The sequence below is a fragment of the Streptomyces sp. NPDC001843 genome (assembly GCF_042891955.1).
GTDB lineage: Bacteria > Actinomycetota > Actinomycetes > Streptomycetales > Streptomycetaceae > Streptomyces.
In genome coordinates, this window is the sequence record NZ_JBIATQ010000010.1 from 244,581 (window position 1) to 270,754 (window position 26,174).

The 26,174-nt window shown below is 71.1% G+C and carries 19 protein-coding genes; 9 read left to right on the forward strand and 10 right to left on the reverse strand.

Annotated features, from left to right (window positions below; genetic code table 11):
- Window positions 1-91: 91 nt before the first annotated feature.
- The 3 genes from ACFYZQ_RS25530 to ACFYZQ_RS25540 all read left to right on the forward strand — a co-directional run bounded on the left by ACFYZQ_RS25530 (window position 92) and on the right by ACFYZQ_RS25540 (window position 4,627).
- On the forward strand, window positions 92-2,710 hold the full coding sequence (locus ACFYZQ_RS25530; protein ID WP_389151922.1) for a glycosyltransferase family 1 protein: 2,619 nt from the start codon (window positions 92-94) through the stop codon (window positions 2,708-2,710).
- Between the two features lie 356 nt (window positions 2,711-3,066).
- Window positions 3,067-3,597, forward strand: a complete 531-nt coding sequence (locus tag ACFYZQ_RS25535; protein ID WP_389151925.1) for a hypothetical protein — start codon at window positions 3,067-3,069, stop codon at window positions 3,595-3,597.
- An 88-nt stretch (window positions 3,598-3,685) separates the two neighbouring features.
- Window positions 3,686-4,627 (forward strand): hypothetical protein, encoded by a 942-nt coding sequence (locus tag ACFYZQ_RS25540; RefSeq protein WP_389151928.1) that lies wholly within the window; start codon window positions 3,686-3,688, stop codon window positions 4,625-4,627.
- Between the two features lie 115 nt (window positions 4,628-4,742).
- Here ACFYZQ_RS25540 and ACFYZQ_RS25545 read toward each other — a convergent pair whose 3' ends face one another.
- Entirely contained in the window at window positions 4,743-4,976 is a 234-nt protein-coding gene (locus tag ACFYZQ_RS25545) for a DUF397 domain-containing protein (protein WP_389151930.1), read from the reverse strand.
- A gap of 10 nt (window positions 4,977-4,986) precedes the next feature.
- On the reverse strand, window positions 4,987-5,841 hold the full coding sequence (locus tag ACFYZQ_RS25550; RefSeq protein ID WP_389151933.1) for a helix-turn-helix domain-containing protein: 855 nt from the start codon (window positions 5,839-5,841) through the stop codon (window positions 4,987-4,989).
- 163 nt (window positions 5,842-6,004) lie between these two features.
- Between ACFYZQ_RS25550 and ACFYZQ_RS25555 the strand changes: the two genes are divergently transcribed.
- Window positions 6,005-6,484 (forward strand): ATP-binding protein, encoded by a 480-nt coding sequence (locus ACFYZQ_RS25555; RefSeq protein ID WP_389151936.1) that lies wholly within the window; start codon window positions 6,005-6,007, stop codon window positions 6,482-6,484.
- A gap of 143 nt (window positions 6,485-6,627) precedes the next feature.
- Here the strand turns inward: ACFYZQ_RS25555 and ACFYZQ_RS25560 are convergent, their stop codons facing one another.
- The 7 genes from ACFYZQ_RS25560 to ACFYZQ_RS25590 form a co-directional block, all read right to left on the reverse strand.
- A complete protein-coding gene (locus ACFYZQ_RS25560; RefSeq protein ID WP_389151938.1) occupies window positions 6,628-7,140 on the reverse strand; it encodes a DUF1990 family protein in 513 nt (170 codons plus the stop codon).
- 70 nt (window positions 7,141-7,210) lie between these two features.
- Window positions 7,211-8,860 carry a M4 family metallopeptidase gene (locus ACFYZQ_RS25565; protein ID WP_389151941.1) on the reverse strand — a complete coding sequence of 550 codons (1,650 nt, stop codon included), beginning with the start codon at window positions 8,858-8,860 and terminating at the stop codon, window positions 7,211-7,213.
- Between the two features lie 247 nt (window positions 8,861-9,107).
- Window positions 9,108-11,168 (reverse strand): M4 family metallopeptidase, encoded by a 2,061-nt coding sequence (locus ACFYZQ_RS25570; RefSeq protein ID WP_389151944.1) that lies wholly within the window; start codon window positions 11,166-11,168, stop codon window positions 9,108-9,110.
- A 205-nt stretch (window positions 11,169-11,373) separates the two neighbouring features.
- A complete protein-coding gene (locus ACFYZQ_RS25575) occupies window positions 11,374-13,131 on the reverse strand; it encodes an ABC transporter ATP-binding protein (RefSeq protein ID WP_389151947.1) in 1,758 nt (585 codons plus the stop codon).
- Complete coding sequence (locus tag ACFYZQ_RS25580; protein ID WP_389151949.1) at window positions 13,128-14,840, reverse strand: ABC transporter transmembrane domain-containing protein; 1,713 nt, start codon at window positions 14,838-14,840, stop codon at window positions 13,128-13,130. The genes ACFYZQ_RS25575 and ACFYZQ_RS25580 overlap by 4 nt, the downstream gene beginning before the upstream one ends.
- Window positions 14,841-14,875: 35 nt before the next feature.
- Window positions 14,876-16,741, reverse strand: coding sequence for an ABC transporter ATP-binding protein (locus tag ACFYZQ_RS25585; protein ID WP_389151952.1), 1,866 nt, complete (start codon window positions 16,739-16,741; stop codon window positions 14,876-14,878).
- Entirely contained in the window at window positions 16,738-18,654 is a 1,917-nt protein-coding gene (locus ACFYZQ_RS25590; RefSeq protein ID WP_389151955.1) for an ABC transporter ATP-binding protein, read from the reverse strand. The genes ACFYZQ_RS25585 and ACFYZQ_RS25590 overlap by 4 nt, the downstream gene beginning before the upstream one ends.
- 182 nt (window positions 18,655-18,836) lie before the next feature.
- Between ACFYZQ_RS25590 and ACFYZQ_RS25595 the strand changes: the two genes are divergently transcribed.
- From ACFYZQ_RS25595 to ACFYZQ_RS25610, 4 genes are read left to right on the forward strand one after another with little or no spacing between them, the layout of a single operon-like run.
- Entirely contained in the window at window positions 18,837-19,757 is a 921-nt protein-coding gene (locus tag ACFYZQ_RS25595) for an ABC transporter ATP-binding protein (RefSeq protein WP_389151958.1), read from the forward strand.
- Complete coding sequence (locus ACFYZQ_RS25600; RefSeq protein WP_389151961.1) at window positions 19,754-20,488, forward strand: ABC transporter permease; 735 nt, start codon at window positions 19,754-19,756, stop codon at window positions 20,486-20,488. Before ACFYZQ_RS25595 ends, ACFYZQ_RS25600 begins: the two co-directional genes overlap by 4 nt.
- Window positions 20,489-20,513: 25 nt before the next feature.
- On the forward strand, window positions 20,514-21,779 hold the full coding sequence (locus ACFYZQ_RS25605; protein ID WP_389152254.1) for a sensor histidine kinase: 1,266 nt from the start codon (window positions 20,514-20,516) through the stop codon (window positions 21,777-21,779).
- Window positions 21,769-22,425 (forward strand): response regulator, encoded by a 657-nt coding sequence (locus ACFYZQ_RS25610; RefSeq protein ID WP_389151964.1) that lies wholly within the window; start codon window positions 21,769-21,771, stop codon window positions 22,423-22,425. The genes ACFYZQ_RS25605 and ACFYZQ_RS25610 overlap by 11 nt, the downstream gene beginning before the upstream one ends.
- Before the next feature lie 19 nt (window positions 22,426-22,444).
- Here the strand turns inward: ACFYZQ_RS25610 and glgX are convergent, their stop codons facing one another.
- The gene (glgX, locus tag ACFYZQ_RS25615) at window positions 22,445-24,670 is read right to left on the reverse strand and encodes a glycogen debranching protein GlgX (protein WP_389151967.1); all 2,226 of its coding nucleotides are present in this window, start codon (window positions 24,668-24,670) and stop codon (window positions 22,445-22,447) included.
- Between the two features lie 150 nt (window positions 24,671-24,820).
- On the opposite strand from glgX, the gene ACFYZQ_RS25620 reads away from it, so the two are divergent.
- Entirely contained in the window at window positions 24,821-26,053 is a 1,233-nt protein-coding gene (locus ACFYZQ_RS25620; RefSeq protein WP_389151970.1) for an Ig-like domain-containing protein, read from the forward strand.
- Window positions 26,054-26,174: the final 121 nt, after the last annotated feature.

The following is a 26,174-nucleotide window of genomic DNA, read 5'->3' on the forward strand; positions in this document are numbered from 1 at the left end:
CCTCGCGGGTACGGGTACCCCGGGTACCGTCGGGGAGACGACGAGACGCACAACGGCGTGTGTCTCACACGCACTCCGTCCGAGGTGGAATGTGAAGGCGATCCGTCGGTTCACCGTCCGTCCCGTTCTCCCCGAACCCCTCCGGCCGCTGAGCGACCTGGCGCGGAACCTGCGCTGGTCCTGGCACACGGAAACGCGCGACCTCTTCCAGTCCATCGATCCCGAACGCTGGGCGGCCTCCGAGGGCGACCCGGTCCGGCTCCTCGGCGGTGTGCGTCCCGGGCGCCTCGACGAGCTCGCCGGCGACCGCCGGTTCCTGCGCCGCCTCGCCGCGGCCGCGGACGACCTCAACGACTATGTGACCGGTGACCGCTGGTACCAGACGCAGTCCGCCGACCTGCCCGCCGCGATCGCCTACTTCTCCCCGGAGTTCGGCATCACGGCCGCCCTGCCCCAGTACTCCGGCGGCCTCGGCATCCTGGCCGGCGACCACCTGAAAGCGGCCAGCGACCTGGGGGTTCCGCTGATCGGCGTGGGACTCCTCTACCGGCACGGCTACTTCCGGCAGACCCTGTCCCGGGACGGCTGGCAGCAGGAGCACTACCCCGTCCTCGACCCGCACGAGCTGCCCCTCACCCTGCTCGACGAGCCCGACGGCACACCCGCCCAGGTCTCCCTCGCCCTGCCCGGCGGAAAACGGCTGCGCGCCCGGATCTGGGTGGCCCAGGTCGGCCGCGTACCGCTGCTGATGCTGGACTCCGACGTCGAGGAGAACGACTTCGGCGAACGCGGGGTCACCGACCGGCTCTACGGCGGCGGCAGCGAGCACCGGCTGCTGCAGGAGATGCTGCTCGGCATAGGCGGAGTGCGCGCGGTACGCGCGTACTGCCGGCTCACCGGGCACCCCGAACCCGAGGTCTTCCACACCAACGAGGGCCACGCCGGCTTCCTCGGCCTGGAGCGGATCGCCGAACTCTGCGAGGACGGCCTCGACTTCGACGCGGGCCTCGAGGCGGTCCGGGCCGGGACCGTCTTCACCACGCACACCCCCGTCCCGGCCGGCATCGACCGCTTCGACCGGGAGCTGGTCGCCCACCACTTCGGCCCCGACGCCGAGCTGCCGCGCATGGACGTCGAGCGGATCCTGCGGCTCGGCATGGAGACGTACCCGGGCGGCGAGCCCAACCTGTTCAACATGGCCGTGATGGGTCTGCGCCTGGCCCAGCGCGCCAACGGCGTGTCGTTGCTGCACGGCCAGGTCAGCCGGGAGATGTTCGCCGGACTCTGGCCGGGATTCGACCCCGAGGAGGTGCCGATCACCTCCGTGACCAACGGGGTGCACGCTCCGACCTGGGTCGCCCCCGAGGTCTTCCGGGTCGGCGCGCGCCAGGTCGGCGCCCAGCGCACCGAGGACGCGCTCACCGTCGACGGCGGCGACCGCTGGGACGCGGTGGCGGACATCCCGGACCAGGACATCTGGGAGCTGCGACGCACCCTGCGCGAGCAGCTCGTGGTGGAGGTGCGGGAACGGCTGCGGGCCTCCTGGCGGCAGCGGGGCGCGGGTACGGCCGAACTGGGCTGGATCGACGGCGTCCTCGACCCCGACGTCCTCACGATCGGTTTCGCCCGCCGTGTCCCGTCGTACAAGCGCCTCACGCTCATGCTCCGTGACCGCGACCGGCTGATGGAACTGCTGCTCCACCCCGAACGCCCGATCCAGATCGTCGTCGCCGGCAAGGCGCACCCCGCGGACGACGGCGGCAAGCGCCTGGTCCAGGAGCTGGTCCGGTTCGCCGACGACCCGCGCGTCCGCCACCGCATCGTCTTCCTCCCCGACTACGGCATGGCGATGGCGCAGAAGCTGTACCCGGGCTGCGACATCTGGCTGAACAACCCCCTGCGCCCCCTGGAGGCGTGCGGCACCAGCGGCATGAAGGCGGCCCTCAACGGCTGCCTCAACCTCTCGGTCCTGGACGGCTGGTGGGACGAGTGGTTCCAGCCGGACTTCGGCTGGGCCATCCCCACGGCGGACGGCGCGGGCACCGACCCCGACCGCCGTGACGACATCGAGGCCGCCGCCCTCTACGACCTCCTCGAACAACGGGTGACCCCCCGCTTCTACGAACGTGGCCAGTCCCAACTTCCCGACCGCTGGATCGAGATGGTCCGCCAGACCCTTACCCTGCTCGGCCCGAAGGTGCTGGCCGGGCGGATGGTCCGCGAGTACGTGGAGCGCCTCTACACCCCGGCCGCGCAGGCGGGCCGCGCGCTGACCCCGGACGCGGCGGTGGAACTGGCCGCCTGGAAGACGCGGGTGCGTGCCGCCTGGCACGGGGTGACCGTCGACCACGTCGAGACGACGGCGACCACGGCCACCGCCGAACTCGGCACCACCCTCGGCCTGCGCGTCCGCGTCGGCCTCGGCGACCTCTCCCCGGACGACGTGGAGGTCCAGGCGGTCTCCGGCCGGGTCGACTCCGAGGACCGCATCACCGACGCCACGACGATCGCCCTGAAGGCGGTGGGCGGCCCCGACCAGGACGGCCGTCGGGTCTACGAGGGTCCGCTCTCCCTCGACCGCACCGGCCCCTACGGCTACACGGTCCGCGTCCTGCCGACCCACCGACTCCTCGCGTCCGGAGCCGAGTTGGGGTTGGTGGCGGTGCCCTCGGAGGAGGGGGTGGAGGAGGCCGGGGTGCTGCTGCGCTGACGGTAGGGAAAGCCCTTCCTGGTTCCCCCTGTTGATACCTGCATGCCTGTCTGGCATGTCACACCGGCAGGGGGAACCGTGGAATGAGTGACGGGTGGTGCGGGCGGCATGATCGGTGCATGTTTCATGCATTTCTCCACCTTCACATCGAAGGTAAAGGCGCGGTAAATCCGTGCTCTTACTATGCGCGCACACCGTCGCGCTCCGTGTTCCCGCCGTGGAATGTACCGCTCCGCGCTGAGCTGTAGTGAGGATGTGAAGGCGCATCAGTCGATGCGCTTTCGTTCCGCGCAAGCCGCCCGGTCGCTCGTGTCGGGCCGCCGACGGCTGCGCGCTGTTCGCGGAGGGGGACGCACGTGAGACGTGCGCGTATGACGATCGCGGCGACGGTGGCGGGGGCGGCATTATCCCTGCTGGGCGGCGGGGTTGCCTCGGCGGGCACCGGGCCGGCCCCCGCGCCGGGAACCCCGGCGCCCTCGGCCGGTACGGCGGGCACGGAGGCGGGCAACCCCGCCAGCACCGCGGCGCAGGCGGCCGGGGTGTGCTCCGACGCCTACCAGATCGGCACCACGTCGTACATCAATCGGGGCGCGGACCACATCGCCTCGGTCAAGCAATTCTACTCGCCCAGCTGCAAAGAGAACTACGGCTACGTCTGGGTCTGGCAGTCCTTCCTGGACAAGAACATCACCTTCGACCTGACGGTCGGGGTGTGGTCGTACGACCGCGACTTCCTGGTGTCCGCGCGCGACGAGGCCGGCACCCACGACCAGGAGTTCTGGGGCAACCCCGCGAACACCGTGAACGAGTGCACCGCCGGCTACGGCGAGCTCGACATCAAGGGTGAGCGCGGTTACGAGGCCCTGACCGACAAACGCTGCGCGTAGCAACCCCCCACCGCAGGGCGGGGTGACACCCCGGCACCGGCACGGGTGCCACCCCGGTTGGGCCCTGCTCACTTCTGCTGTCTCAAGCATGGGAGAGACCCTCGTGCATGCTCGCATGCCCGCATTACCGTCACGTAGACGATGGCTGCCGCTGTCGGTCGTCGCCGCCGCGACCGTGACCGCCACGATCACCGCCACCCTCCCGGCCGCCGCCCAGCCGTTCACGGCAACGGCCGCCGCGAGCGCAGCGAAGCCGACCAGGACTCCCCTGGGAGAGACGAAGCCCCCGGCCAGCACACCGGTGAAGGCCGCCGACAAGCGCCGCCCGCTGCGGATGGCACCGCCCGGCGAAGGCGGTGTCGTTCCCTATGGCGTCGGACAGATCCCCTGGTCGGAGTTCTACACCGCCCAGCTGTCCGACGCGGTCAGCGCGCAGGTCAACTACGACAACGGCAACCTGCTGCTCACCGTCAAGGGCTTCGACATCGCCGACGCCGGTTCCGGCCTGGCGTGGGGCAACACCTTCAACAGCCTGCAGCAGATGGGCTGGAACACCACCACCGGTGCCGACTACCGGGTTGTCGAGGCGACCCCGAGCGCGGTCGTCGTCGAGGGCCCGACCGGCACGCAGGCGGTCTTCGTCCGTGACGGTTCCGCTTTCACTCCCGCCAAGGGCTACAAGCAGGATCTGACCGAGGCGGCCGACAAGAAGTCCTTCACCCTCACCAGCCGCCGCACGGGTGGGAAGACGACGTTCACCCGCTCCGGCACGACCGGCGACGCACGGGTGTCGAAGGGAATTCAGAGGGGTGCTGCGTTGATAAGTGCAGATAAGGGTGCATCGGTGAACGACGCGGTAAGGAAAACGCTAGTCTTCTCTGCAATTTTGATCGTAGGGGGACTCTTCGGGTGCGTTGCTGGATTGATTACTGGCGATGTGCCACCGATAGTGATGGGGGCGACCGGTGCAGCATGTGGAGTGCTTCTGGCGGCTTTTTCCGTGCTGGCCCATCGGAAAAAGCGCTCCTGATCATTGCGCTCAGTTGCCTTCCCTCCTGGCGAGTTGACGTTCGCGCCGGCAAGGAAAGCGCGTAGCCCGACGATGGAGGCTTGCACGCCGAACCGGGAACGTGCCTGAACGTCCTTTAGGATCGGCACTCGGGTTGATGTCCATCTGGCTGATCAGGGGTGGATGACGGCTCAGCGGTGCCCTTCAGGTGGCGTATGAGGGTTCCCAGACGGTCCTGTGTCGTGGAGAGGACGACGTTCGGGGCGTCACTTTCGTGGAGGTGGATGGTTCCGGCCGGGGTGGCGGCGACATAGACGCAGTTGGAGCCGTCGCCGCTGTACGTGGACTTTTGCCAGGCAAGAGTCTGCATGGTGGTCCCTTCACAGGTCCTGGATGCGGTGGTGGATAAAGTCGCGTGACTGTGCGGGGCTGAGCGCACACGACAGCATGCGGTCGAGCACGGCTCGGTACTTGCTCAGCTGTGCCTCCGCGTCGAGGAACTCGCAGGCGCCGTGGGCCGAGTCCAGCTGGACGGTGTCGAGTTGCGGGACCGGGCCCTCGACGTAGTCGAAGGACTGGCCGGTGGTCGGGAAGCGGTCCACGCCGAAGGGGATCACACGCAGCGTGACATTGGGTAGCTCGCTCATGTCGATCAAGTGCTTGAGCTGGCCGCGGGCGACGACTGAGCCGCCGAAGGCCATGCGTAGCGCCGTTTCGTGGATGATCGCCGTATAGGGAAGCGGGTCGTCCCGGTGCAGTACACCTTGCCGCTTCACGCGGTGCGTCAGCCGGTGCTCGATCTCGTACTGCCGCATCGGCGGCACCACTTCCTGGAACAGGGCGCGGGCGCGGTCCGTGGTCTGGAGCAGCGCCGGGATGTGGATCACGAGGGCTACGCGAAGTGCACTGGCGTGGTACTCCAGTTCGGCCAAGTCCACCAATGCTGCGGGAACGTGGTCGCGGTACTCCTCCCACCACCCGCGCACTCTTCGACCGGTCATCGCTGCGAGGGCGTCGATAAGCCGGTCGGCCGAGCAGTCGTAAGCGTGGGCCATGGCGCGGAGTCGGTCGGCGCTGACGGGCGTACGGCCAGTCTCGATCATGCTGATGCGCGCTTGGTTGACGCCGAGCAGGTCGGCGGCCCGGACGGTGGTGAGGCCCGCTCGTTCCCGGAGTTTGCGCAGCTCAGTGCCCAGCCTTCGCTGCCGGAGCGTAGGGCTGTTGGTGGGCGGCACGGCGACTCCTTCCCAGGCCGCAGCACGGCACTCCTCTCCCTCACACGGGTGAAGGTTCGATGCCTATAGGCGGTTTGGTTAGATTTATCTAACCATCGGCTCTACGGTAGTGACGTACCGCTCAACTCCTCGTGCCTGCAGGGCTTTCTCCTCGGAGGCGTTCATGGTCACCGTAACCCTGCCCGACACCTGGTCGTACGCGCTTCGCCTGCCGCATGACCCCCGCGCCGCACGGGTCGCACGTATGACCGTGCGGTCGGCGTTGGGTGGGCATGGCATGCATGACGTGGTGGACGTGGCCGAGCTGCTGACCTCGGAGCTGGTCACCGACGCCTACCTGCACACCGCGGGGCCTGCCTCGTTGCGGCTCACCGCGCTGGGGGGCGGGCGGTTGCGGGTCGGGGTGTGGGACAGCCATCCACACATTCCCGCCCCTTTCGGCCGGCCGCCCGAGGACCGGGTCCCGGACGTCCCGGCGAACGCCGATGGCGGGCGTGGGCTGCGTCTGGTGCAGGAGTTCGCCACGACGTGGGGCGGCTGGCCGTTTGGTGACGATGTGCTCGGGCGGCGTGGCGCGGGGAAGTTGCTGTGGTTCGAGGTGGGTGGTGGGCGGTGTTCATCGGCCACGTCGGTCAGTTTTTGATCGCCTCTGCGGGCTACCTCCTGACCGCTGCGTGCCGTGCGCGGCGATTGGAGGGAATGTCTCACGGCCGAGAAGCGTGACCTGCGGTTTTCTCGACCGTCGCTGGTACATGTCCTCCAAACGCGCAAACCCTCGGACCGCCGTCAGTTCTCCGACGCCTCCGCGCACAGCCTCCGCAGTGCCGCCCCGCAGCGCCGCGCGTACGCGTGCTGCAACCCCCGCGTCGCCGCTCCGCCCGCTCGGGCGTACCAGGCCTGGGCGCGGGAGAAGGCGGCGACCGTCAGCCAGACCGTACCGTCGCCCGTGCGGTCGACGACGAAGGCCTCCTCGCCGGACTCGGGGTGGCCGGGGAGGGTGCCGTAGGCCCAGCCGGCGCGGCGGTGTTCCTCGACGGTCCAGACGATGCGGCAGGGGGCCTTGATGAGACCGGCCAGGGTGACCGTGACGTCCACCTCGGGGGCGGCGCGGTCCGCGCCCGCGTCGATGCCCACGCCGATCGCGCGGTGCATCTCCCAGGTGAGGACCGCCTCGGCGGCTCGGCGGAACACCTGCTCCCCCTCGCCTATGCGCGTGCGCACGTGCAGGGGGTGGAAGCCGGGCGGGCAGGCGGCCAGGTTGTCGCGGGTCGCGCCGACCGCCTCGTAGGTGAAGGACATGGGGCCCAAGAGTAGGGCGGCCCCCGGGAGCGACTTCCTCCCGGGGGCCACCGTCAGTCACATGCCGGGGTCAGCTGACGTTGACCGCGGACCAGGCCGCCGCCACCGCCTTGTACTCGGTGCTGGTGGAGCCGTACAGGGCGGACGCCGCGTTCAGGGTCGCCGTGCGGGCGGCCTTGTAGTTCGTCGTCGACGTCATGTACGTCGTCAGCGCCTTGTACCAGATCTGCAGCGCCTTGGCGCGGCCGATGCCGGTGACCGTGGAGCCGTTGTACGTCGGGGAGTTGTACGACACCCCGTTGATCGTCTTCGAACCGCTGCCCTCCGAGAGGAGGTAGAAGAAGTGGTTCGCGACGCCGGACGAGTAGTGCACGTCCTTGTTGCCGACGGAGGAGGACCAGTAGTCCGACGAGCCGCCGTCCTTGCTGGGCTTGTCCATGTAGCGCAGCGGGGTGCCGTCGCCGTTGATGTCGATCTTCTCGCCGATGAGGTAGTCACCGGGGTCGGAGGCGTTGTTCGCGAAGAACTCGACGCCCGTGCCGAAGATGTCGGAGGTCGCCTCGTTCAGGCCGCCGGACTCGCCCGAGTAGTTCAGGCCCGCGGTGTTGGCGGTGACGCCGTGGCTCATCTCGTGGCCGGCCACGTCCAGCGAGGTCAGCGGGTCGGCGTTGCCGTCGCCGTCGCCGTAGGTCATGCAGAAGCAGCTGTCGTCCCAGAACGCGTTCACGTACGCGTTGCCGTAGTGCACGCGGGAGTAGGCGCCGACACCGTTGTTCTTGATGCCGCTGCGGCCGAAGGTGCTCTTGTAGAAGTCCCAGGTCTCGGCCGCGCCGTAGGCCGCGTCGGCGGCCGCGGTCTGGTCCGAGGACGAGGTGGAGGCGGTGCCGGTGCCGAAGACGTTGGTCGAGCTGGCCACCAGGGTGCCCGTGCCGGACGTCTTGCGGGCCAGGTTGTACGTCTTGTGGTTGCCCCGCGCGCTGTCGGTGAGCTGGTACGTCGAGCCCGACTGCACGGAGTTCAGGCTGACGGTGCCCGAGTACAGCGTCTTGCCGGTGCCCGTCGCGTTCTCGATGCCCTGGTACTCGTAGAGCTTCTTGCCGGTGGCCGCGTCGGTGATGACGTGCAGCTGGTTCGGGGTGCCGTCGTCCTGGAGGCCGCCGACGACCGTCTCGTAGGCGAGGACGGGCTTGCCGGAGCCGGCCCAGATCACCTTGCGGGCGCCGTCGGCCGAAGTCTTGGCGGAGCCCAGGGTCTTGGCCGCGGTCAGGGCCTGCTTCTCGGCCTTGGTGGCGGTGATCTGCGGCTTCAGCGAGGCCACCTTGATGGTGGACTTCGTGGCTCTGGTGACGCCTTCGGTCTTGCCTGCCTTGGTCGTGTGGACGATCAGGTCGCCGCCGAGGACGGGCAGTCCCGCGTAGGTGCGCTCGTAGCGGGTGTGGACGGTGCCGTCGGCGTCCTTCACGACGTCCTTGACGACAAGCTTCTCCTTGGCGCCGAGGCCTATGTTCTGGGCGGTCTCGGTGGCGCCGGCCTGCGCCTTCTGGATCAGGGTGGTGCGGGCGGCGGCGGACAGCGCGGTCGGGGCGGCGGCCAGCGGTTTGGCGGCGGCTCCGACGGGCTGGGCGGAGGCACTGGTGGTCAGGCCAGTGGTGAGCAGGGCGCCGGCTGCGACAGCGGTGGCGATGGCCAGGGTGCTGCGACGCGCGTAGAGGGGGCTCACTCAAGCTCCTTCTCGTGGGGGAGTCCGGGCCAGCGTGGGGTTACTGGCCGGAGTGTGGCGTTGTGAAGTTGCTGTGTTGTGCGGCGGGTGAAGGAAGAGTGACATCACAGCGCGTACATGTCATGACCTTGTTGTGATGTTGGCTGAAACGCAGCGGTCCGGCTGTGTTGCGGCCATGTGAACGGGCGCCGCCCGGGGGAGTCGAACCTCCCGGACGGCGCCCTGGACGTGGTGCCTCGAGCTGCGTCTACGGGAACGTCAGCTTCCAGCTGTTGATCGTTCCGACGTCCTGCCGTGCCTGGTCTTGGACCTTCAACTGCCAAGTGCCATTGGCTGGTTCGGAAGACGCGTTCACCGTGTAGGTGTCGTTCACGTCGTCCGCCGAGTCGGAGGAGCTGAAGTTCTTCAGGCGGTACGAGGTGCCCGACGGGCCGACCAGATCGATCACCAGATCGCCCCGCCAGGTGTGGCTGATATCGACCGTCACCTGAAGGTTGCTTGGCGCGTTTCCGCTCCTGCCCGAGACGGTGACGTTCGAAGTGACCGCGGGCCCGTTGTCCGGAATCGGCACCGGTGTGGTGTTCTCGTACGAGGTGCCGCTCCCGCCCCCGCCGCCACCCGAGCGCGAGCCGACCGCGATGGCCGCCCAGGCGTCCTGCACCGCCTTGTACTCGGTGCTGGTGGTGCCGTACAGCTCACCGGCCGCCGCGAGGGTGCCGGTGCGGGCGCCCGAGTAGTTGGTCGTGGAGGTGAACTTGGTGCTCAGCGCCCGGTACCAGATCTGCAGCGCCTTGTCCCGGCCGATACCGGTGACCGGAAGGCCGTCCGCGGTGGGCGAGTTGTAGCTGACGCCGTTGACGACCTTGGCGCCGCTGCCCTCGCTCAGCAGGTAGAAGAAGTGGTTCGCGGGACCCGAGGAGTAGTGCACGTCGAGGCCGCCGAGGCCCGAGTACCAGTTGTCCTTGGACGTGCCGTCCTTGCTGGGCTTGTCCATGTAGCGCAGCGGGGTGCCGTCGCCGTTGATGTCGATCTTCTCGCCGACGAGGTAGTCGCCGGGGTCGGAGGCGTTGTTGGCGTAGAACTCCACGCCGGCGCCGAAGATGTCGGAGGTCGCCTCGTTGAGGCCGCCGGACTCCCCGGTGTACTTCAGACCCGCGGTGTTGGAGGTGACGCCGTGGCTCATCTCGTGCCCGGCCACGTCGATGGCCGTCAGCGGGTGGGTGTTCCCGGAACCGTCGCCGTAGGTCATGCAGAAGCAGGCGTCGTCCCAGAACGCGTTGACGTACGAGTTGCCGTAGTGGACGCGGGAGTACGCCCCGACGCCGTTGTTCTTGATGCCGCTGCGGCCGAACGTGTCCTTGTAGAAGTCCCAGGTGAGTGCCGCGCCGTAGTGCGCGTCCGCGCCCGCCGTGGCGGCGTTCGACGTGGTGCCGTTGCCCCAGGTGTCGCTGGTCTGGGAGAACAGCGTGCCGGTGCCGGAGCTGCCGTGGTTGAGGTTGTACGTCTTGTGGCCGCCGCGCGCGCCGTCGGTCAGGGTGTAGTTCGACCCCGACTGGGTCGTGGTCAGGGTGACCTGGCCGCTGTACTGGGTGTTGCCGACGCCGGTCTCGATGCCCTGGTACTCGTAGAGCTTCTTGCCGGTGGCCGCGTCGGTGACGACGTGCAGCTGGTTCGGGGTGCCGTCGTCCTGGAGACCGCCGACGACCGTCTCGTAGGCGAGGACGGGCTTGCCGCTCGCCGCCCAGATCACCTTGCGGACGCTGTCGGCCGCGGACTTGGTACCGCCGAGGGCCTGGGCCCGCTTGACGGCCTGCCGTTCGGCGGCCGCCCTGGTGACGGCCGGGGTGAGGCCGGGGACCTTGAGGGTGGCGTCGGTGGCCTTGACGACGCTCTTCGTCGCGCCGGACTTCGTGGTCTCGACGACCAGGTCGCCGCCGAGGACGGGCAGGCCGGCGTAGGTGCGCTCGTAGCGGGTGTGGAGCGTGCCGTCGGCGTCCTTGACGACGTCCTTGGCGACCAGTGCCTCCTTGGTGCCGAGGCCTATCGACCGGGCCGTGTCGGCCTTGGCGGCACTGGCGTCGCGGAGCAGTTCGGCGCGCTGCGAGGGGGTGAGCCGGACCGCGGAGTGGGCGGAGCCGGCCTTGCCCGAAGCGGCCGGGGCGGCGCTGGCCGCGCCCGACTGGACGGCCGCGGCGATCAGTGCCGTCACACCGGCGAGGGCGACGGCGGCGGTGCGGCGCGCGGCGGCGTGGGAGGGGGCGCGCGAGGGGGTGTGGGAGGTGCGTCTGCGCGAGGGATTGCTTCTCAACACGGACTCCTTCTGCGTGGCCGCGGGGTGTGCGGCCAGGGGAGATCACAGCGGTGAAACTGTGGGGTTGCTGTGAAGCGACTGTGGGAAGAGTCGCAGCAGCCCGTCCGTCTGTCAGGAGCGCGTCAGGAATTTGGCCGGATTCGGTTCGTTGACCGGATATTCACGTTCGATATACGGACTCTTTACCACCGACCCCTCTGTTTCACCGTCGGCCCCCGTGCCACGTCCGCCACAGCGCCGCGTACGCCCCCTCCGCCGCCACCAGCTCCTCGTGCGTGCCGAGTTCGGTGAGGCGGCCGTCCTCCATCACCGCCACCCGGTCGGCGTCGTGCGCGGTGTGCAGACGGTGGGCGATGGCGATGACCGTACGGCCCTCGAGTACGGCGGCCAGGGCGCGCTCGGTGTGCCGGGCGGTGGCCGGATCCAGCAGGGCGGTGGCCTCGTCCAGGATCAGTGTGTGCGGGTCGGCCAGCACCACCCGGGCGAGCGCGAGCTGCTGGGCCTGCGAACCGTCCGTGACCGGGCCGCCCGCGCCCAGCCGGGTGTCGAGGCCGTCCGGCAGCTCCCGCACCCAGCCGTCGGCGCCGACCGCGGTGAGCGCGGACCACAACGCCTCGTCCCCGGCTGACGGTTCGGCGATCAGCAGGTTCTCCCGGACCGTCCCGAGGAAGACATGGTGCTCCTGGGTGACCAGCACCACCTGGCGGCGCAGCCGCTCCGGCTCCAGCCCGGCGACCGGCACCCCGCCCACCGTCACCGTGCCCGAACCCGGCGCGTCGACGCCCGCGAGCAGCCTGCTCAACGTCGTCTTGCCCGCGCCGGACGGACCGACCACCGCCAGCCGCTCCCCGGGCCGCACGGTCAGGTCGACCCCGCGCAGCACTTCGCCGCCGCGCTCGTAGGCGTACCGCACCCCACGTACGTCGATCCGGTCGTCCGCCGGTTCCGGACTGCTGCCGCCGGCCTCCGCCCGGGGAGCCTGGGCCAGCCCCTCCACCCGCGCGAACGAGGCGCTGCTGCTCTGCAGTTGCTCGACCCGCATGAGGATCTGGTCCAGCGGATCGGTGAACTGCCGCAGGTACAGCGCGGCGGCGACCACCGCGCCCACCCCCACCGCGCCGCGCTCGTGCAGCCAGCCACCGAGCAGCAGTACTCCCGCCACCGGCACGGTGTACGTCACCTCGACCGCCGGGAAGAACACGGTCCGCAGCCGGAGCGTGTAGAAGCGGGTGCGGCGGGACTCCTCCAGGGCGTCCCGGCTCGCCGCGATCCGTCGTTTCCACAGCCGGAACGCCTCGACCGTCCTGGCCCCGGAAGCGGTCGACGCCACGATCTCGGCGACCTCGGACGTGGCCGCCCCCTCGGCGAGATAACCGTCCCGCGCCCGGCGCAGGTACCAGCGCAGGGCAAGCCAGATCGGGGTCAGGCCGAGCACCCCGAACAGGCCCAGCAGCGGATCGAGCGCGAACACCGCGCCGAGCACGAACAGCGCCTGCGCGGTGCACACCAGCAGTTCCGGGCCGACGTCCCGCAGGGTGGTGCCGACGGTCGCCACATCGGCCGTGCCGCGCGCGGTCAGGTCACCGGTGCCGGCCCGTTCCACCGTCGACGCGGGCAGCGCCAGCACCCGGTCGACGTACTCCTCGCGCACCCGGGCCAGCGTCCGCTCCCCGAAGCGGTGCCCCACGTACCGCGCCCAGCGGGCCAGCAGCAGCTGGGCCAGCGCGCAGAGCAGGATCCACAGCGCCAGCCGGTCCACCGCGCCCGTTCCGTGCCCCGCCCGCACCTCGTCGACGATCCGCCCGACGAGCCATGGCCCGGCCAGCCCCGCGACGGCCGCCAGCGCGTTGAGCGCCACCGTGGCGGCGAACGCCCGTCCGTCGGCCCGCACCAGCCGCGCGGTCGCCCGCCGCACCCCGGCCCGGTCCGCGACCGGCAGCAGTCCCTCGCCCGCCGTCACCGCACGGCCTCCTCGATGTCCGCGTCACGGGACACCAACTCCCGGTAGCCGGGCTCCTCCGCCAGCAGCCGCCGGTGCGTGCCGGTCGCCGCGACTTTGCCGTCGACCAGGTAGTGCACGGTGTCCACGCGGTCCAGCACCAGCGGCGAGGTGCTCGTCACGACCGTCGTACGCCCCTCCCTCGCCTCCCGCAGCCGTTCGGCGACGGTGGCCTCGGTGTGCGCGTCCAGCGCCGAGGTCGGCTCGACGGCGAGCAGTACCTCCGGGTCGGCCAGCAGCGCCCGCACCAGCCGGATGCGTTGCCGCTGCCCGCCGGAGAGGCTGCGGCCCTGCCCGGCGACGGCCGAGTCCAGCCCGTCCGGCAGCCCGCGTACGACGTCCTCGGCGGCGGCCGCGTACACCGCCCGGCGCAGCGCCGCCTCGTCGGCCGTGTGCTCGGCGGCGACGACCTCCCTGAGCGGTCCGGCGAACAGGTCGGCCTCGTTGTCGGCGACCAGGATCCGGGTCCGTACGTCAGCCAGCGGGACCGCGTCGATACGGGTACCGCCCCAGGTGGCGTCGGTGGGGCCGTACCGGCCCAGACGGTCGACGACGGCGGCGGCATCGGCGGGCCGGACGGCGACCAGCGCGCAGAGCCGGCCCGGCACCACCCGCACCCCGGACGCCGGATCGTGCAGCTCGGCCGGCCCGTCCGGAGCGGACAGCGTGCCCTCGTCGGGCTCCGGCTCCAGCCGCAGCAGCCGTACGACCCGGCGGGCGGCCACCACGGCCCGGTTCATGTCGTAGGCCATCTGCACGAAGAACGCCACCGGCCCGATCAGCACCGCCACATAGCCGTACACGGCCACCAACTCGCCAATGGAGAGCTGCCCTTGGGCCGCCAGCCGGGCCGCGAGCCAGGTCACCACGGCCAGGAACAGCGTGGGCAGGCCCACCCCGAGCGCCTGCACCCAGCTGGCCGCGGCGCCCACCCGGTAGCCCTGCGCGCGCAGCCGCTGCGAGTCCTTCCGGAAGGCGTCCGCGAACAGGCCCTTGCCGCCGAGGCCGTTGAGTACGCGCAGCCCGCCCGCGAGATCGCCGATACGCGCCGCGAGCACGCCCTGCCGCTCCCGGTACACGCTCTCCGCGCCCTGCAGCCGCAGCGTCAGCGGTCCGGTGAGCAGCGCGATCACCGGCACCCCGAGCAGCACCACCGCGGCCAGCGGCGCGGAGATCGACAGCAGCAGTCCGGCCACCACCAGGTAGACCACGATCGAGCCCGCCCCGGGCCCGACCACGGTCAGGGCCTGCGAGATCGTCTGCACGTCGCCCACGCCGATCGTGACGACCTCCCCGGCACCCGCCCGGCGCGGCAGCGCGGCCCCCAGCCGGACCGCGTGGCCCACGACCACCTTGACCGTGCGGAAGTTGGCGTCCATCCGCACCCGCGTCATCGTCCGGTGCCGCATGATGCTCAGCCAGGAGTTGAACGCGCCGACCAAGAACAGCACCAGCGTCCACCAGGCCAGCGTGCCCAGGTGTCCCGGGACCAGCCCGTCGTCGACCGCCCGGGACATCAGATACGGCGCCGCGGCCAGCAGCACCATCCACACGCTGCCCAGCAGCGCCCCGGCGAGCGACCGGCCGGGCTGGCAGCGCACCAGCCACCACAGGTACCACCAGCCGCCGCGACAGTCGGGCGTCCCGGGATCCTCGTACGCGTCGATCATCGGTCCCCGTTCCCTCGGCTCCGTAACCGGCTCCGCTATGCCAGACTGTCCCGCCACGCCCGGTGCAGATCCGCGAACCGGCCCGTGCCGGCGATCAGTTCGGCCGGTTCGCCGTCCTCGACGATCCGGCCGTGCTCCATGACCAGCACCCGGTCGGCGATCTCCACCGTGGACAACCGGTGTGCGATCACCACCGCCGTACGGCCGCGCAGCACCGTCGACATGGCGCGCTGCACCGCCCGTTCGCCCGGGACGTCCAGCGAACTGGTCGCCTCGTCCAGGATCAGCACCGCCGGGTCGGCGAGCAACGCGCGGGCAAACGCGACCAGTTGGCGCTGACCGGCGGAGATGCGCCCGCCGCGCTTGCGGACGTCCGTGTCGTACCCGTCGGGCAGCGCGCTGATGAACTCGTGTGCGCCGATCGCCTTCGCCGCCCGCTCGATCTCCTCCCGTGCGGCGTCCGGGCGCCCGATGGCGATGTTCTCGGCCACGGTCCCGGAGAACAGGAACGCCTCCTGCGTCACCATGACCACCCCGCGCCGCAGTTCGGGCACGGCCAGTTCGCGCAGGTCCACGCCGTCCAGCAGCACCCGCCCGTCGGTGGGGTCGTAGAACCGGGCCAGCAGCTTGGCCAGCGTCGACTTGCCGGCGCCGGTGGAACCGACGACCGCGACGGTCTGCCCGGCGGGGATCGTGAGGTCGAAGCGGGGCAGCACCTCACCGCCGGTGCGGTAGGCGAACCGGACACCGTCGAAGACGACCTCACGGCCGGGATGTTCGCCCTGGAGGACCGGAAGCTCCTTCGGCTGCGACGGCTCCGGCACCGACGGGGTCTGCGCCAGCAGACCCGCGATCTTCTCCAGGGAGGCCGCCGCCGACTGGTAGGAGTTCAGGAACATGCCCAGCCGGTCGATGGGGTCGTACAGCCGGCGCAGGTACAGCACCGCCGCCGCCAGCACGCCCAGCGCCAGCGAGCCGGACGCCACCCGGTAGGCACCCCACAGCACGATCAGCGCGACGGCCGTGTTGGCCACCAGCCGGGAGCCGACCACATAGCGGGCCATCTCCAGCAGCGCGTCGCCGTTGGTCCGCTCGTGCCGCCGGTTCAGCACCCGGAAGTCGGCGTCGTTGACGGCCTCGCGGCGGAAGGCGCGCACCGGCCGGATGCCGTTCATCGTCTCCACGAACTTAACGATCACCGCCGCGATCGCCGTGGACCGCACCCGGAACACCCGCCCCGCGCGCCGCCGGTACATCCGGACCAGCAGGTACAGCGGCACGAAGGAGGCCACCGCGACCGCGCCGAGGCCGAGATCCAGCCAGAGCAGCATCGCCGCGATGTACACGAAGGACAGGATGACCGTGACGAGTTCCTGCAGCCCCTCGCTGAGCAGTTCCCGCAGCGACTCGACGTCCGTCGTGGACCGGGAGATGAGCCGCCCCGAGGTGTACCGCTCGTGGAAGTCGACGCTCAGCGCCTGCGCGTGCCGGAAGATACGGCCGCGCAGGTCGAGCAGCACGTCCTGGTTGACGCGGGCGGAGGCGTCGATGAACGCGTACTGCAGCGCCCCGGAGACCAGTGCGCTCAGCAGATAGCCGACGCCCACCGCGATCAGCGGCCCGTGGTCGCCGTGGTCGCGCAGCGCCGGTACGGCCCGGTCGATGGCGTACGCCACCAGCAGCGGGCCCGTCTGCACGGCCGCCTGCTGCAGCAGCAGCAACAGCGTGGTGCCGGCCACCCGCATCCGCATCGGCGCGAGCAGCGACCGCAGCAGGGCGGCCGTGGCTCCCGGCGGGGTGGGCAGGACGTCGCGGTCGAAGGGGTCGTCGGCGGCGGGCGGGCGGGGGAGTTCCTCCTCCTCGCCGGTGGTGGCGACCGGCGTGGTGGGGGCGGCGGTCATCGGTCGTCCTCCTGTTCCCCGGAGGCTTCCCCGGACTTCGCACCGGACATGGCGCCAGTCATGGCACCAGGCATGGCGCCGGCCTGGGCACCAGGCATGGCATCGGCCTCGGCGCCGGACATCAGATGGGCGTACTCGGCGTTGGACCGCAGGAGTTCCTGATGGGTGCCGACGGCGGTGATGCGGCCGCCCGAGAGCAGGGCGACGCGGTCGGCGAGCAGCACGGTGGAGGGGCGGTGGGCCACGATCAGCGCGGTGGTGTCCGCCAGGACCCGGCGCAGCGCGGCCTCCACGGCGGCCTCGGTGTGCACGTCCAGCGCGGACAGCGGGTCGTCCAGGACCAGGAACCGGGGGCTGCCGACCACGGCCCGGGCCAGCGCGAGCCGCTGCCGCTGCCCGCCGGACAGACTCAGGCCCTGTTCACCGACCTGGGTGTCGGTGCCCTGCGGCAATGCGTGCGCGAAGTCCGCCTGGGCGACGGCGAGCGCCCGCTCCAGCTCCGGGGCGCCGGCCGCGTCACCCGCTCCCATGAGAACGTTGTCGCCGACGCTCGCCGAGAAGAGGGTGGGCTCCTCGAAGGCGACGGCGACCTCGGAGCGCAGCCGCGCGCGGGACATCGCGGTGATGTCCACGCCGTCCAGCGTGATCCGTCCGGCCGTGACCTCGTGCAGCCGGGGGATCAGCGCGGTGAGCGTGGTCTTCCCGCTGCCGGTGGCTCCGACCAGGGCCATGGACTCGCCGGGACGGATGTGCAGGTCGATACGGTCCAGGACGGCGGGGGAACCGGGCGGGGCGTCGGGATAGCGGAAGCGGACGCCGTGGAACCGGATGCCCTCGTCCCCGTCGGCCCGCGCCGCCACGCCGGCGTGCCCGTCGGCCCGCCCCGTCACGACGGCGCCCTCGGGCCCGGACTCGGATTCCGGCTCCTCGTCCATCACCTCGAAGTACCGCTGCGTGGCGGTCGCCGCCTCCTGGCTCATCGCCAGCAGGAAGCCGATGGAGTCGATCGGCCAGCGCAGGGCGAGTGCCGTGGACAGGAACGCCACCAGCGTCCCGGCGGACAGCTCGCCGTCCGCCACGCGCACGGCCCCCCACACCAGCGCCACCCCGATCGCCAGCTCCGGCAGCGTGACGATGACGCCCCAGACGGCCGCCAGCAGCCGGGCCTTGCGCAGCTCCGTCCCCCGCAACGTCCCCGCCAGCTCCCGGAAAGCGCGCGCCTGGCTGCGGTGCCGTCCGAAGCCCTTGATGATGCGGATCCCGAGGACGCTCTCCTCGACGACCGTCGTCAGGTCGCCGACCTGGTCCTGGGCGAGCCGTGCCACCTGGGCGTACCGCCGTTCGAAGACGAAGCAGGTCACCATCACGGGCACGGCGGGCGCCAGGATCACCAGCCCCAGCACCCAGTCCTGCATCAGCATGATGACCACGCCGACCAGAATCGTCACCGTGTTGACCAGCAGGAAGGTCAGCGGGAAGGCCAGGAACTGGCGCAGCAGCATCAGGTCGGTGGTGGCCCGCGAGAGCAACTGGCCGGAGGCCCAGCGGTCGTGGAAGGCCACCGGAAGCCGTTGCAGATGCCGGTAGAGCCCGGCCCGCATCTCCGCCTCGATGTGCGACAGCGGCCGGGCCACCAGCCACCGCCGCAGCCCGAACAGCAACGCCTCCGCGAGGCCGAGCAGCAGCAGGTACAGCGCGCCCAGCCACACCCCCTGCGGGTCCCGGTCGGCCACCGGCCCGTCGACCATCCACTTCAGTACGAGCGGGATCACCAGCCCCGTACAGGAGGCCAGAACCGCGACGAACGCGGCGGCGGACCACCGCATCCGCGCGGGCCGCACGTACGGCCACAGGCGCAGGAGGGTGCGGACGGCGGAACGGCCTGGGGCGGTGGTTGAACGTGTACTGGGCATCACCGTGAGCCTACGGACCGGCACTGACAACGCCCACCGAGTTTCGGCCGGAGGGAGGTCGTCCATTCGTCCTACTACCTGCATGTCGGGTGGGTCGTACCGTCGCATCGACCGATCGGATGATGCCGGGTCGAGCGGGACGGCCGATGTGGTGCGAGGCCCTGTCCCGGGACGCTCTACGCATGCCATCCGTCATCGAAGTCAGCGACCTGCGCAAGTCCTACGGCGGCCGACCCGTCGTCGACGGTGTGTCCTTCGCCGTCGAGGAGGGCGAGATCTTCGGGATCCTCGGCCCGAACGGCGCCGGCAAGACCACCACCGTCGAGTGCGTCGAGGGACTGCGCGTCCCGGACGGCGGCCGGGTCCGTGTCACGGGCCTGGACCCCGTCGCAGACCACGCGCGCGTGGCCCGCGTGCTCGGCGCCCAGCTCCAGCAGAGCGAGCTCCAGCCCAAGCTCACCGTCCGCGAGGCGCTGGAGCTGTACGCCTCGTTCTACCCGAACCCGTCGGCCTGGGCACCGCTCGCCGAGCGGCTCGGGCTGACCCCGAAGCTCACCACGCGGTTCGCCAAGCTGTCCGGAGGTCAGAAGCAGCGTCTGTTCATCGCGTTGGCGCTGATCGGCAACCCTCGGATCGTCGTCCTCGACGAGCTGACGACCGGACTGGACCCGCGCGCCCGCCGCGACACCTGGGAGCTGATCGAGGACGTCCGCGCGGGCGGCGTCACCGTCCTCCTCGTCACCCACTTCATGGAGGAGGCCCAGCGCCTGTGCGACCGGATCGCCGTGATCGACGGGGGAAGGGTGGCCGCGCTGGACACCCCGGCCGGGCTCATCCGCCGCTCGGCGGGCGCCACCGTCATCAGCTTCACCCCGTCCGCCCCGCTGGACGACCGTGACCTGAACGCGCTCCCCGCGCTCGCCTCGATCGAACGCAAGGACGCCCGGATCACCCTCTCCGGCACCGACGAGACCGTGAACGCGGTCGTCACCCTGCTCGCCCGGCACCACATCACCGCCCATCAGCTCCGTGTCGTGGACGCCACGCTCGACGACGCGTTCCTCGACCTGACCGCCAAGAACACCGAGGAGGCCACGGCATGAACACCGCCGTCCTGCGCACCGAGTTCCGTCTGTTCCGCCGCGAGCCCGGGGCCGTCTTCTGGATCGCCCTGTTCCCGACGCTGCTCCTGGTGATCCTCGGCTCGATACCGTCGTTCCGGGAGGCCGACAAGTCGCTGGGCGGGCTGCGACCGGTCGACGCCTACGTGCCCGTCGCCGTCCTGATCTCGCTGATCATGTCCGGCGTGCAGGCGCTGCCCCAGGCCCTGACCGGCCACCGGGAGCGGGGCATCCTGCGCCGGATGAGGCTCACGCCCGTGCGGCCCTCCGCCCTGCTGACCGCGCAGATCGTCGTGCAGGGCTCGGTGGCGCTGGGGTCGGCACTGCTCGCGCTCGCCGTCGGCCGGCTCGCCTTCGACGTGAAGCTGCCCGGACAACCGGCCGGCTATCTGCTGGCCCTGCTCCTTGCGACCGCGGTGGCCCTCGCCCTCGGCTCGGTCGTCTCCGCGGTGTCCCGCACCACGAAGATCGCCGGAGCGATCGGCTCGGCGGTGTTCTTCCCGATGATGTTCTGCGCGGGTGTGTGGATTCCGGTCCAGGAGATGCCGCACCTGCTCCGCGGCATCGTCGGCTGCACGCCCTTCGGCGCGGCGGCGCAGGCTCTCAACCAGGCGGCGGCCGGGCACTGGCCGGGCTGGAGCCACCTCGGGGTGCTGGCGGTGTGGACCCTGCTGCTGACGGGCGCGGCGAGTCGCTGGTTCCGCTGGGAGTAGGAGCGGGGCCGTGCAGACTGTGGACATGACCGGGGTGGACACGCAGATAGAACGGCGCTGGGAGCAACTGCACACCTGGGGGCCGTACGGGCTGCTCGGCATCAGCGTGGTCCTCGCGGTCGCCTCCGCCGACCCGCACGCCGGACCGGCCAAGTGGTACACCGCCTGGGCCCTGGTCGGTGCCGCGGTCGCGCTCCAACTGTGGTGGCACAGCACCCGCCCCGTCGGGCCCGACTGCCGCCGGACGCCCTCCCCGGCCGGGACGGCGTACTACATCGTCCGCTGGGCCATCGCCTTCGCCCTCACCTGGATCAACCCGTTCTTCGCGTTCTACGCCGCCGCCGGCTACATGGACGCCGACGAGACGCTCCCCAGCAGGCGGCACCGGCTCGGACTGTTCGCGAGCGCGGTCACCGTGGCCGGCGCGCAGGCCGGCGGGCTGCCGCTGCGGAGCGGGGTCCAGTGGATCCTCTTCCCGGCGCTCCTGGCAGCCAACTCCGGCCTGCAGATGGTGGTCTCGCATCTCACCGAGCAGGAGGCGCGGCGGTCCCGCGAGCGCACCGAGACCATCGCCGAACTGGAGCGCACCAACACGGCGTTGCAGCAGGCGCTCGACGAGAACGCCGCCCTCCACAGCCAACTCCTCGTCCAGGCACGGGAGGCGGGCGTCGCCGACGAGCGGCGGCGGCTGGCCGCCGAGATCCACGACACCATCGCCCAAGGGCTGACCGGCATCATCGCCCAGCTCCAGGTCGTCGCGAACACCCCCGACCCGGACCAGGCCCGCGCGCACGTGGAACGCGCCGTGAACCTGGCCCGGCACAGCCTCGGCGAGGCCCGCCGCTCCGTGCACAACCTGGCGCCGGTCGCGCTGGAGCACGACGGGCTGCCCGAAGCCCTGAAGAAGACGGTCGCCGACTGGGGTGAACGGACGGGCGCACGAGCCGAGTTCACCGTCACCGGCACCGCGGAACAGCTGCACGAGGAGGTCGCGGCCACCCTCCTGCGGATCGTCCAGGAGGCACTGTCGAACGCCGCCCGGCACGCGGGGGCGACTCGAGTCGGGGTCACCCTCTCCTACCTGGGCGACGAGGTCATCCTCGACATCCGCGACGACGGCAGCGGCTTCGACCCCCTCGCCCTCCCCGCCCGTACCCGATCCGGCGGTTTCGGCCTGGACGGCATGCGCGCCCGCGCCGAACGCATCGCGGGCGCACTGACGTTGGAGTCCGAGCCGGGGCACGGCACGGCGGTGTCGGCTCGCGTACCGTTGGTCCGCCATGACCAGTGACGCGCCGCACCAGAAGACCATCTCCCTGCTGATCGTCGACGACCACCCGGTCGTACGCGACGGCCTGCGCGGCATGTTCGAGTCCGCGCCCGGCTTCACCGTGCTGGGAGAGGCGGCAAGCGGTGTCGAGGCGCTCGAACGGGCCGCCGCCCTCGACCCCGACGTCGTCCTGATGGACCTGCGCATGCCCGGCGGCGGGGGAGTGGACGCCATCCGCGAACTGACCCGGCGCGGCGCCCGTGCCAAGGTCCTCGTACTGACGACGTACGACACCGACTCCGACACCCTGCCCGCCATCGAGGCCGGCGCGACGGGCTACCTGCTGAAGGACGCCCCGCGCGACGAGCTGTTCACCGCCGTCCGAGCCGCCGCCGAGGGCCGCACGGTGCTGTCCCCGGCCGTCGCCACCCGCCTGGTCTCCGCCGTCCGTGCTCCCCGGTCCTCCGGCAACGAGCCGCTCTCCGCACGCGAACGCGAAGTACTGGCCCTGGTCGCCAGGGGCACGTCGAACCGGGAGATCGCCCGTGAGCTGTTCATCAGCGAGGCGACGGTCAAGACCCACCTCACCCATCTGTACGCCAAACTGGGCGTCAACGACCGTGCGGCGGCGGTGGCGACGGCCTACGACCGGGGGATCCTCGGCTGACGAGCCCGCCGACGGTCGTTCAGCCCACCCTCAGCAGCAGCACCGACCGCTCCGGCACCGTGATCTCCGCCCCCGCCGCGTGCGCCACCGTCGGGGCCTCGCCCTGGTCCTCCCGTGAGGTGTCGACGACCACCTCGTACCGCTCGGCCCACGGCGGGCCGGGCAGCACGAACGGCACCGGGGCGTGGCCCGCGTGCAGCACCGCGAGGAAGCTGTCGTCGACGACCGGCGCGCCCCGCGTGTCCCGACCGGGTATGTCGCGGCCCGAGAGGTACATGCCGAGGGTGGCGGCGGGCGCGTACCAGTCGGCCTCCGTCATCTCCGTGCCCCGGGGGGTGAACCAGGCCAGGTCCCTGAGACCGTCCGCCGAGTGCGCGCGGCCGGAGAAGAAGGCGCGGCGGCGCAGCACCGGGTGGCGGTGGCGCAGTGCGATCAGGCGGGAGGTCAGCTCGAACAGGGGGCGCCAGCCGGGGTCGTCCAGAAGGCTCCAGTCCAGCCAGCCGATCTCGTTGTCCTGGCAGTAGGCGTTGTTGTTGCCGCGCTGGGTGCGGCCCATCTCGTCGCCGGCCACCAGCATGGGGACGCCGGTGGAGAGCAGGAGGGTCGTCATCAGGTTCCGCAACTGGCGGCGGCGCAGGCCCCGTATCCCGGCGTCGTCCGTCTCGCCCTCCACCCCGCAGTTCCAGGAGCGGTTGTCGTCCGAGCCGTCCCGGTTGTGCTCGCCGTTCGCCTCGTTGTGCTTGCGCTCGTAGGACACGAGGTCGCGCAGGGTGAAACCGTCGTGCGCGGTGATGAAGTTGACGGAGGCGTAGGGGCGCCGGCCGCCCCAGGCGTACAGGTCGCTGGAGCCCGACAGGCGGTAGCCGAGGTCGCGTACGTCGGGCAGGGCGCCGCGCCAGAAGTCGCGGACGGCGCCCCGGTAGCGGTCGTTCCATTCCGTCCACAACGGGGGGAACGCGCCGACCTGGTAGCCGCCGGAGCCGACGTCCCACGGCTCGGCGATCAGCTTCACCCGGCGCAGCACAGGATCCTGGGCGATCACCGCGAGGAACGGGGAGAGCATGTCGACGTCGTGCATCGAGCGGGCCAGCGCGGCGGCCAGGTCGAAGCGGAAGCCGTCCACGCCCATCTCCGTCACCCAGTAGCGCAGGGAGTCCGTGATCAGGCGGAGCACCTGCGGCTGTACGACGTGCAGGGTGTTGCCGCAGCCCGTGTAGTCGGCGTACCGGCGGGCGTCGTCCTGCAGCCGGTAGTAGCCGCGGTTGTCGATGCCCTTCAGGGACAGGGTCGGACCCAGCTCGCCCGCCTCTGCCGTGTGGTTGTAGACCACGTCGAGGATGACCTCGATGCCCGCCGCGTGCAGCGCCCGCACCATGCGCTTGAACTCGCCGACCTGCTGGCCCGTCGTACCGGAGGCCGCGTAGGCGGCGTGCGGGGCGAAGTACCCGATGGAGTTGTAGCCCCAGTAGTTCACCAGTCCCCGGCGCAGCAGGTGGTCCTCGTGCGCGAACTGGTGCACGGGGAGCAGCTCGACGGCCGTGACGCCCAGCTTCACCAGGTGCTCTATCGCGGCCGGGTGTGCCAGACCGGCGTAGGTGCCGCGCAGTTCCTCCGGGATGCCCGGGTGGAGCTTGGTGAAGCCCCGTACGTGCAGCTCGTAGATGACCGAGTCCGCCCAGGGGGTCTTGGGGCGGCGGTCGTCGGCCCAGTCGTCGTCGTCGTGGACGACGACGCCCTTGGGGACGTGCGGTGCGGAGTCCCGGTCGTCGCGCACGGTGTCCGCGACATGCTGGTCCGGCCAGTCCCGGACATGGCCGTACACCTCCGGCGGCAGTCCGAACTCCCCGTCCACCGCACGCGCGTACGGATCGAGGAGGAGCTTCGCCGGGTTCCAGCGGGCGCCGGTCCACGGGTCCCAGCGGCCGTGCACCCGGTAGCCGTACCGCTGGCCGGGCAGCACGCCGGGCACGAAACCGTGCCAGATCTCGTGCGTCAGCTCGGTCAGCGGCACCCGGGTCTCCCGGCCGTGCTCGTCGAACAGACACAGCACGACCGCCTCCGCACCCGCCGCCCACACCGCGAAGTTCGTGCCGCGCACACCGTCCGGGCCGACCCGGAACCGGGCACCCAGCGGAGTGGGCGCGCCCGGCCAGACCGGCACGGCGGGCGGCGCGGCGTGCCGCGTGCCGCTCACCACCGCGGCGCGCTGTTCCGCCACTACCTGCTGCTCGGCCGAGCTGGTCACGTGGTCAGCCTCCCGCGGCTCGTGGAACGACGTGGAAACGGGTACACGGGTCCCGTCGTGCGCCGCGTCGCGTCGTCCTCCCCACTGTTCTGCCCAGAGCTAGCGTCGCACTCACGTTTCCCCAGGGCGGGGACGGTCGTTGAGACCCTCGTGAGGCATGCACAAGGACGCGCACGGCGCGCGGGCGCCGCGCTGGCGGCGGCACTGACATGGGCGGCACTGCTGGCCGGGGCCGCGGGCTGCGGTCCGGACATCACCGACGACATCGGCATCGACCGGGTCCTCGGCAAACCCCCGGCACCCAGGGACGCCATCCGCATCTCCCCGGACGACGGCAGCAAGGACGTCCGTCCGGGTGAAAAACTGCGCGTACGGGTGCCCGACGGACGCCTGGAATCCGTCACCGTCGTCCGCTCCCAGGACGCCCAGGACACCCCGGTGCACGGTCATCTCACCGACGACGGCATGGCCTGGGAGCCCGACGACCGCGAACTGGCGCTCGCCGCCCGGTACACCGTCGACGCGGTGGCGCTGGACGGCCACGGGCACCGCTCGGCCCGGCACGCCACGTTCACGACGCACGTCCCCGAACAGCGGTTCATCGCGTACGTCACCCCCGAGAACCGCGCCACGGTCGGCACCGGGATGATCGTCTCCCTGGCGTTCAACCGGGAGATCGTGAACCGGGCCGCCGTCGAGCGTGCCGTCCACGTCACCGCGCGGCCCCACGTGGAGATCCGCCCGCACTGGTTCGGCAAGGACCGCCTGGACTTCCGCCCCCAGCACTACTGGAAGCCGGGCACACAGGTCACCGTCGACCTGCGGCTGCGCGACGTCGAGGCGGCCCGCGGCGTGTACGGGCTGCAGCACCGGACGTTCTCCTTCACCGTCGGCCGCAGCCAGGTCTCTGTGGTGGACGCGGCCGAGCACACCATGGAGGTACGCAGGGACGGCGAACTGCTCGCCACCGTGCCCATCACGGCCGGCGCGCCCGAAACCACCACGTACAACGGGAAGATGGTGGTGATGGAGATGCTGGAGGTCACCCGCATGAACAGCCGCACGGTCGGTTTCGGCGGCGAGTACGACATCCCCGACGTCCCGCACGCCATGAGACTCACCGACTCGGGCACCTTCCTGCACGGCAACTACTGGGCCCCCGACGCCCCCGGGAACGTCAACGTCAGCCACGGTTGTGTGGGCCTGAGGGACGTCAAGGGCGGCGGTTCGGACACGCCCGCGGGCTGGTTCTTCGACCGCAGCCTGGTCGGGGACGTCATCGAGGTGGTGCACAGCAACGACAAGACCGTCGCTCCCGACAACGGCCTCGGCGGGTGGAACATGGGGTGGAAGGAGTGGAAGTCGGGCGGCGCGGTGAGCTGACGCGCTGGTGGCCCCAGCCGCCCCGGCCAGTTGATGTTGCTACGAAACGGTGACCATCAGCTGACACGATCCCCAAAACCTTGCGGTTAATATGCGCCGATGCGTGCGTGGGGTGCGCGCC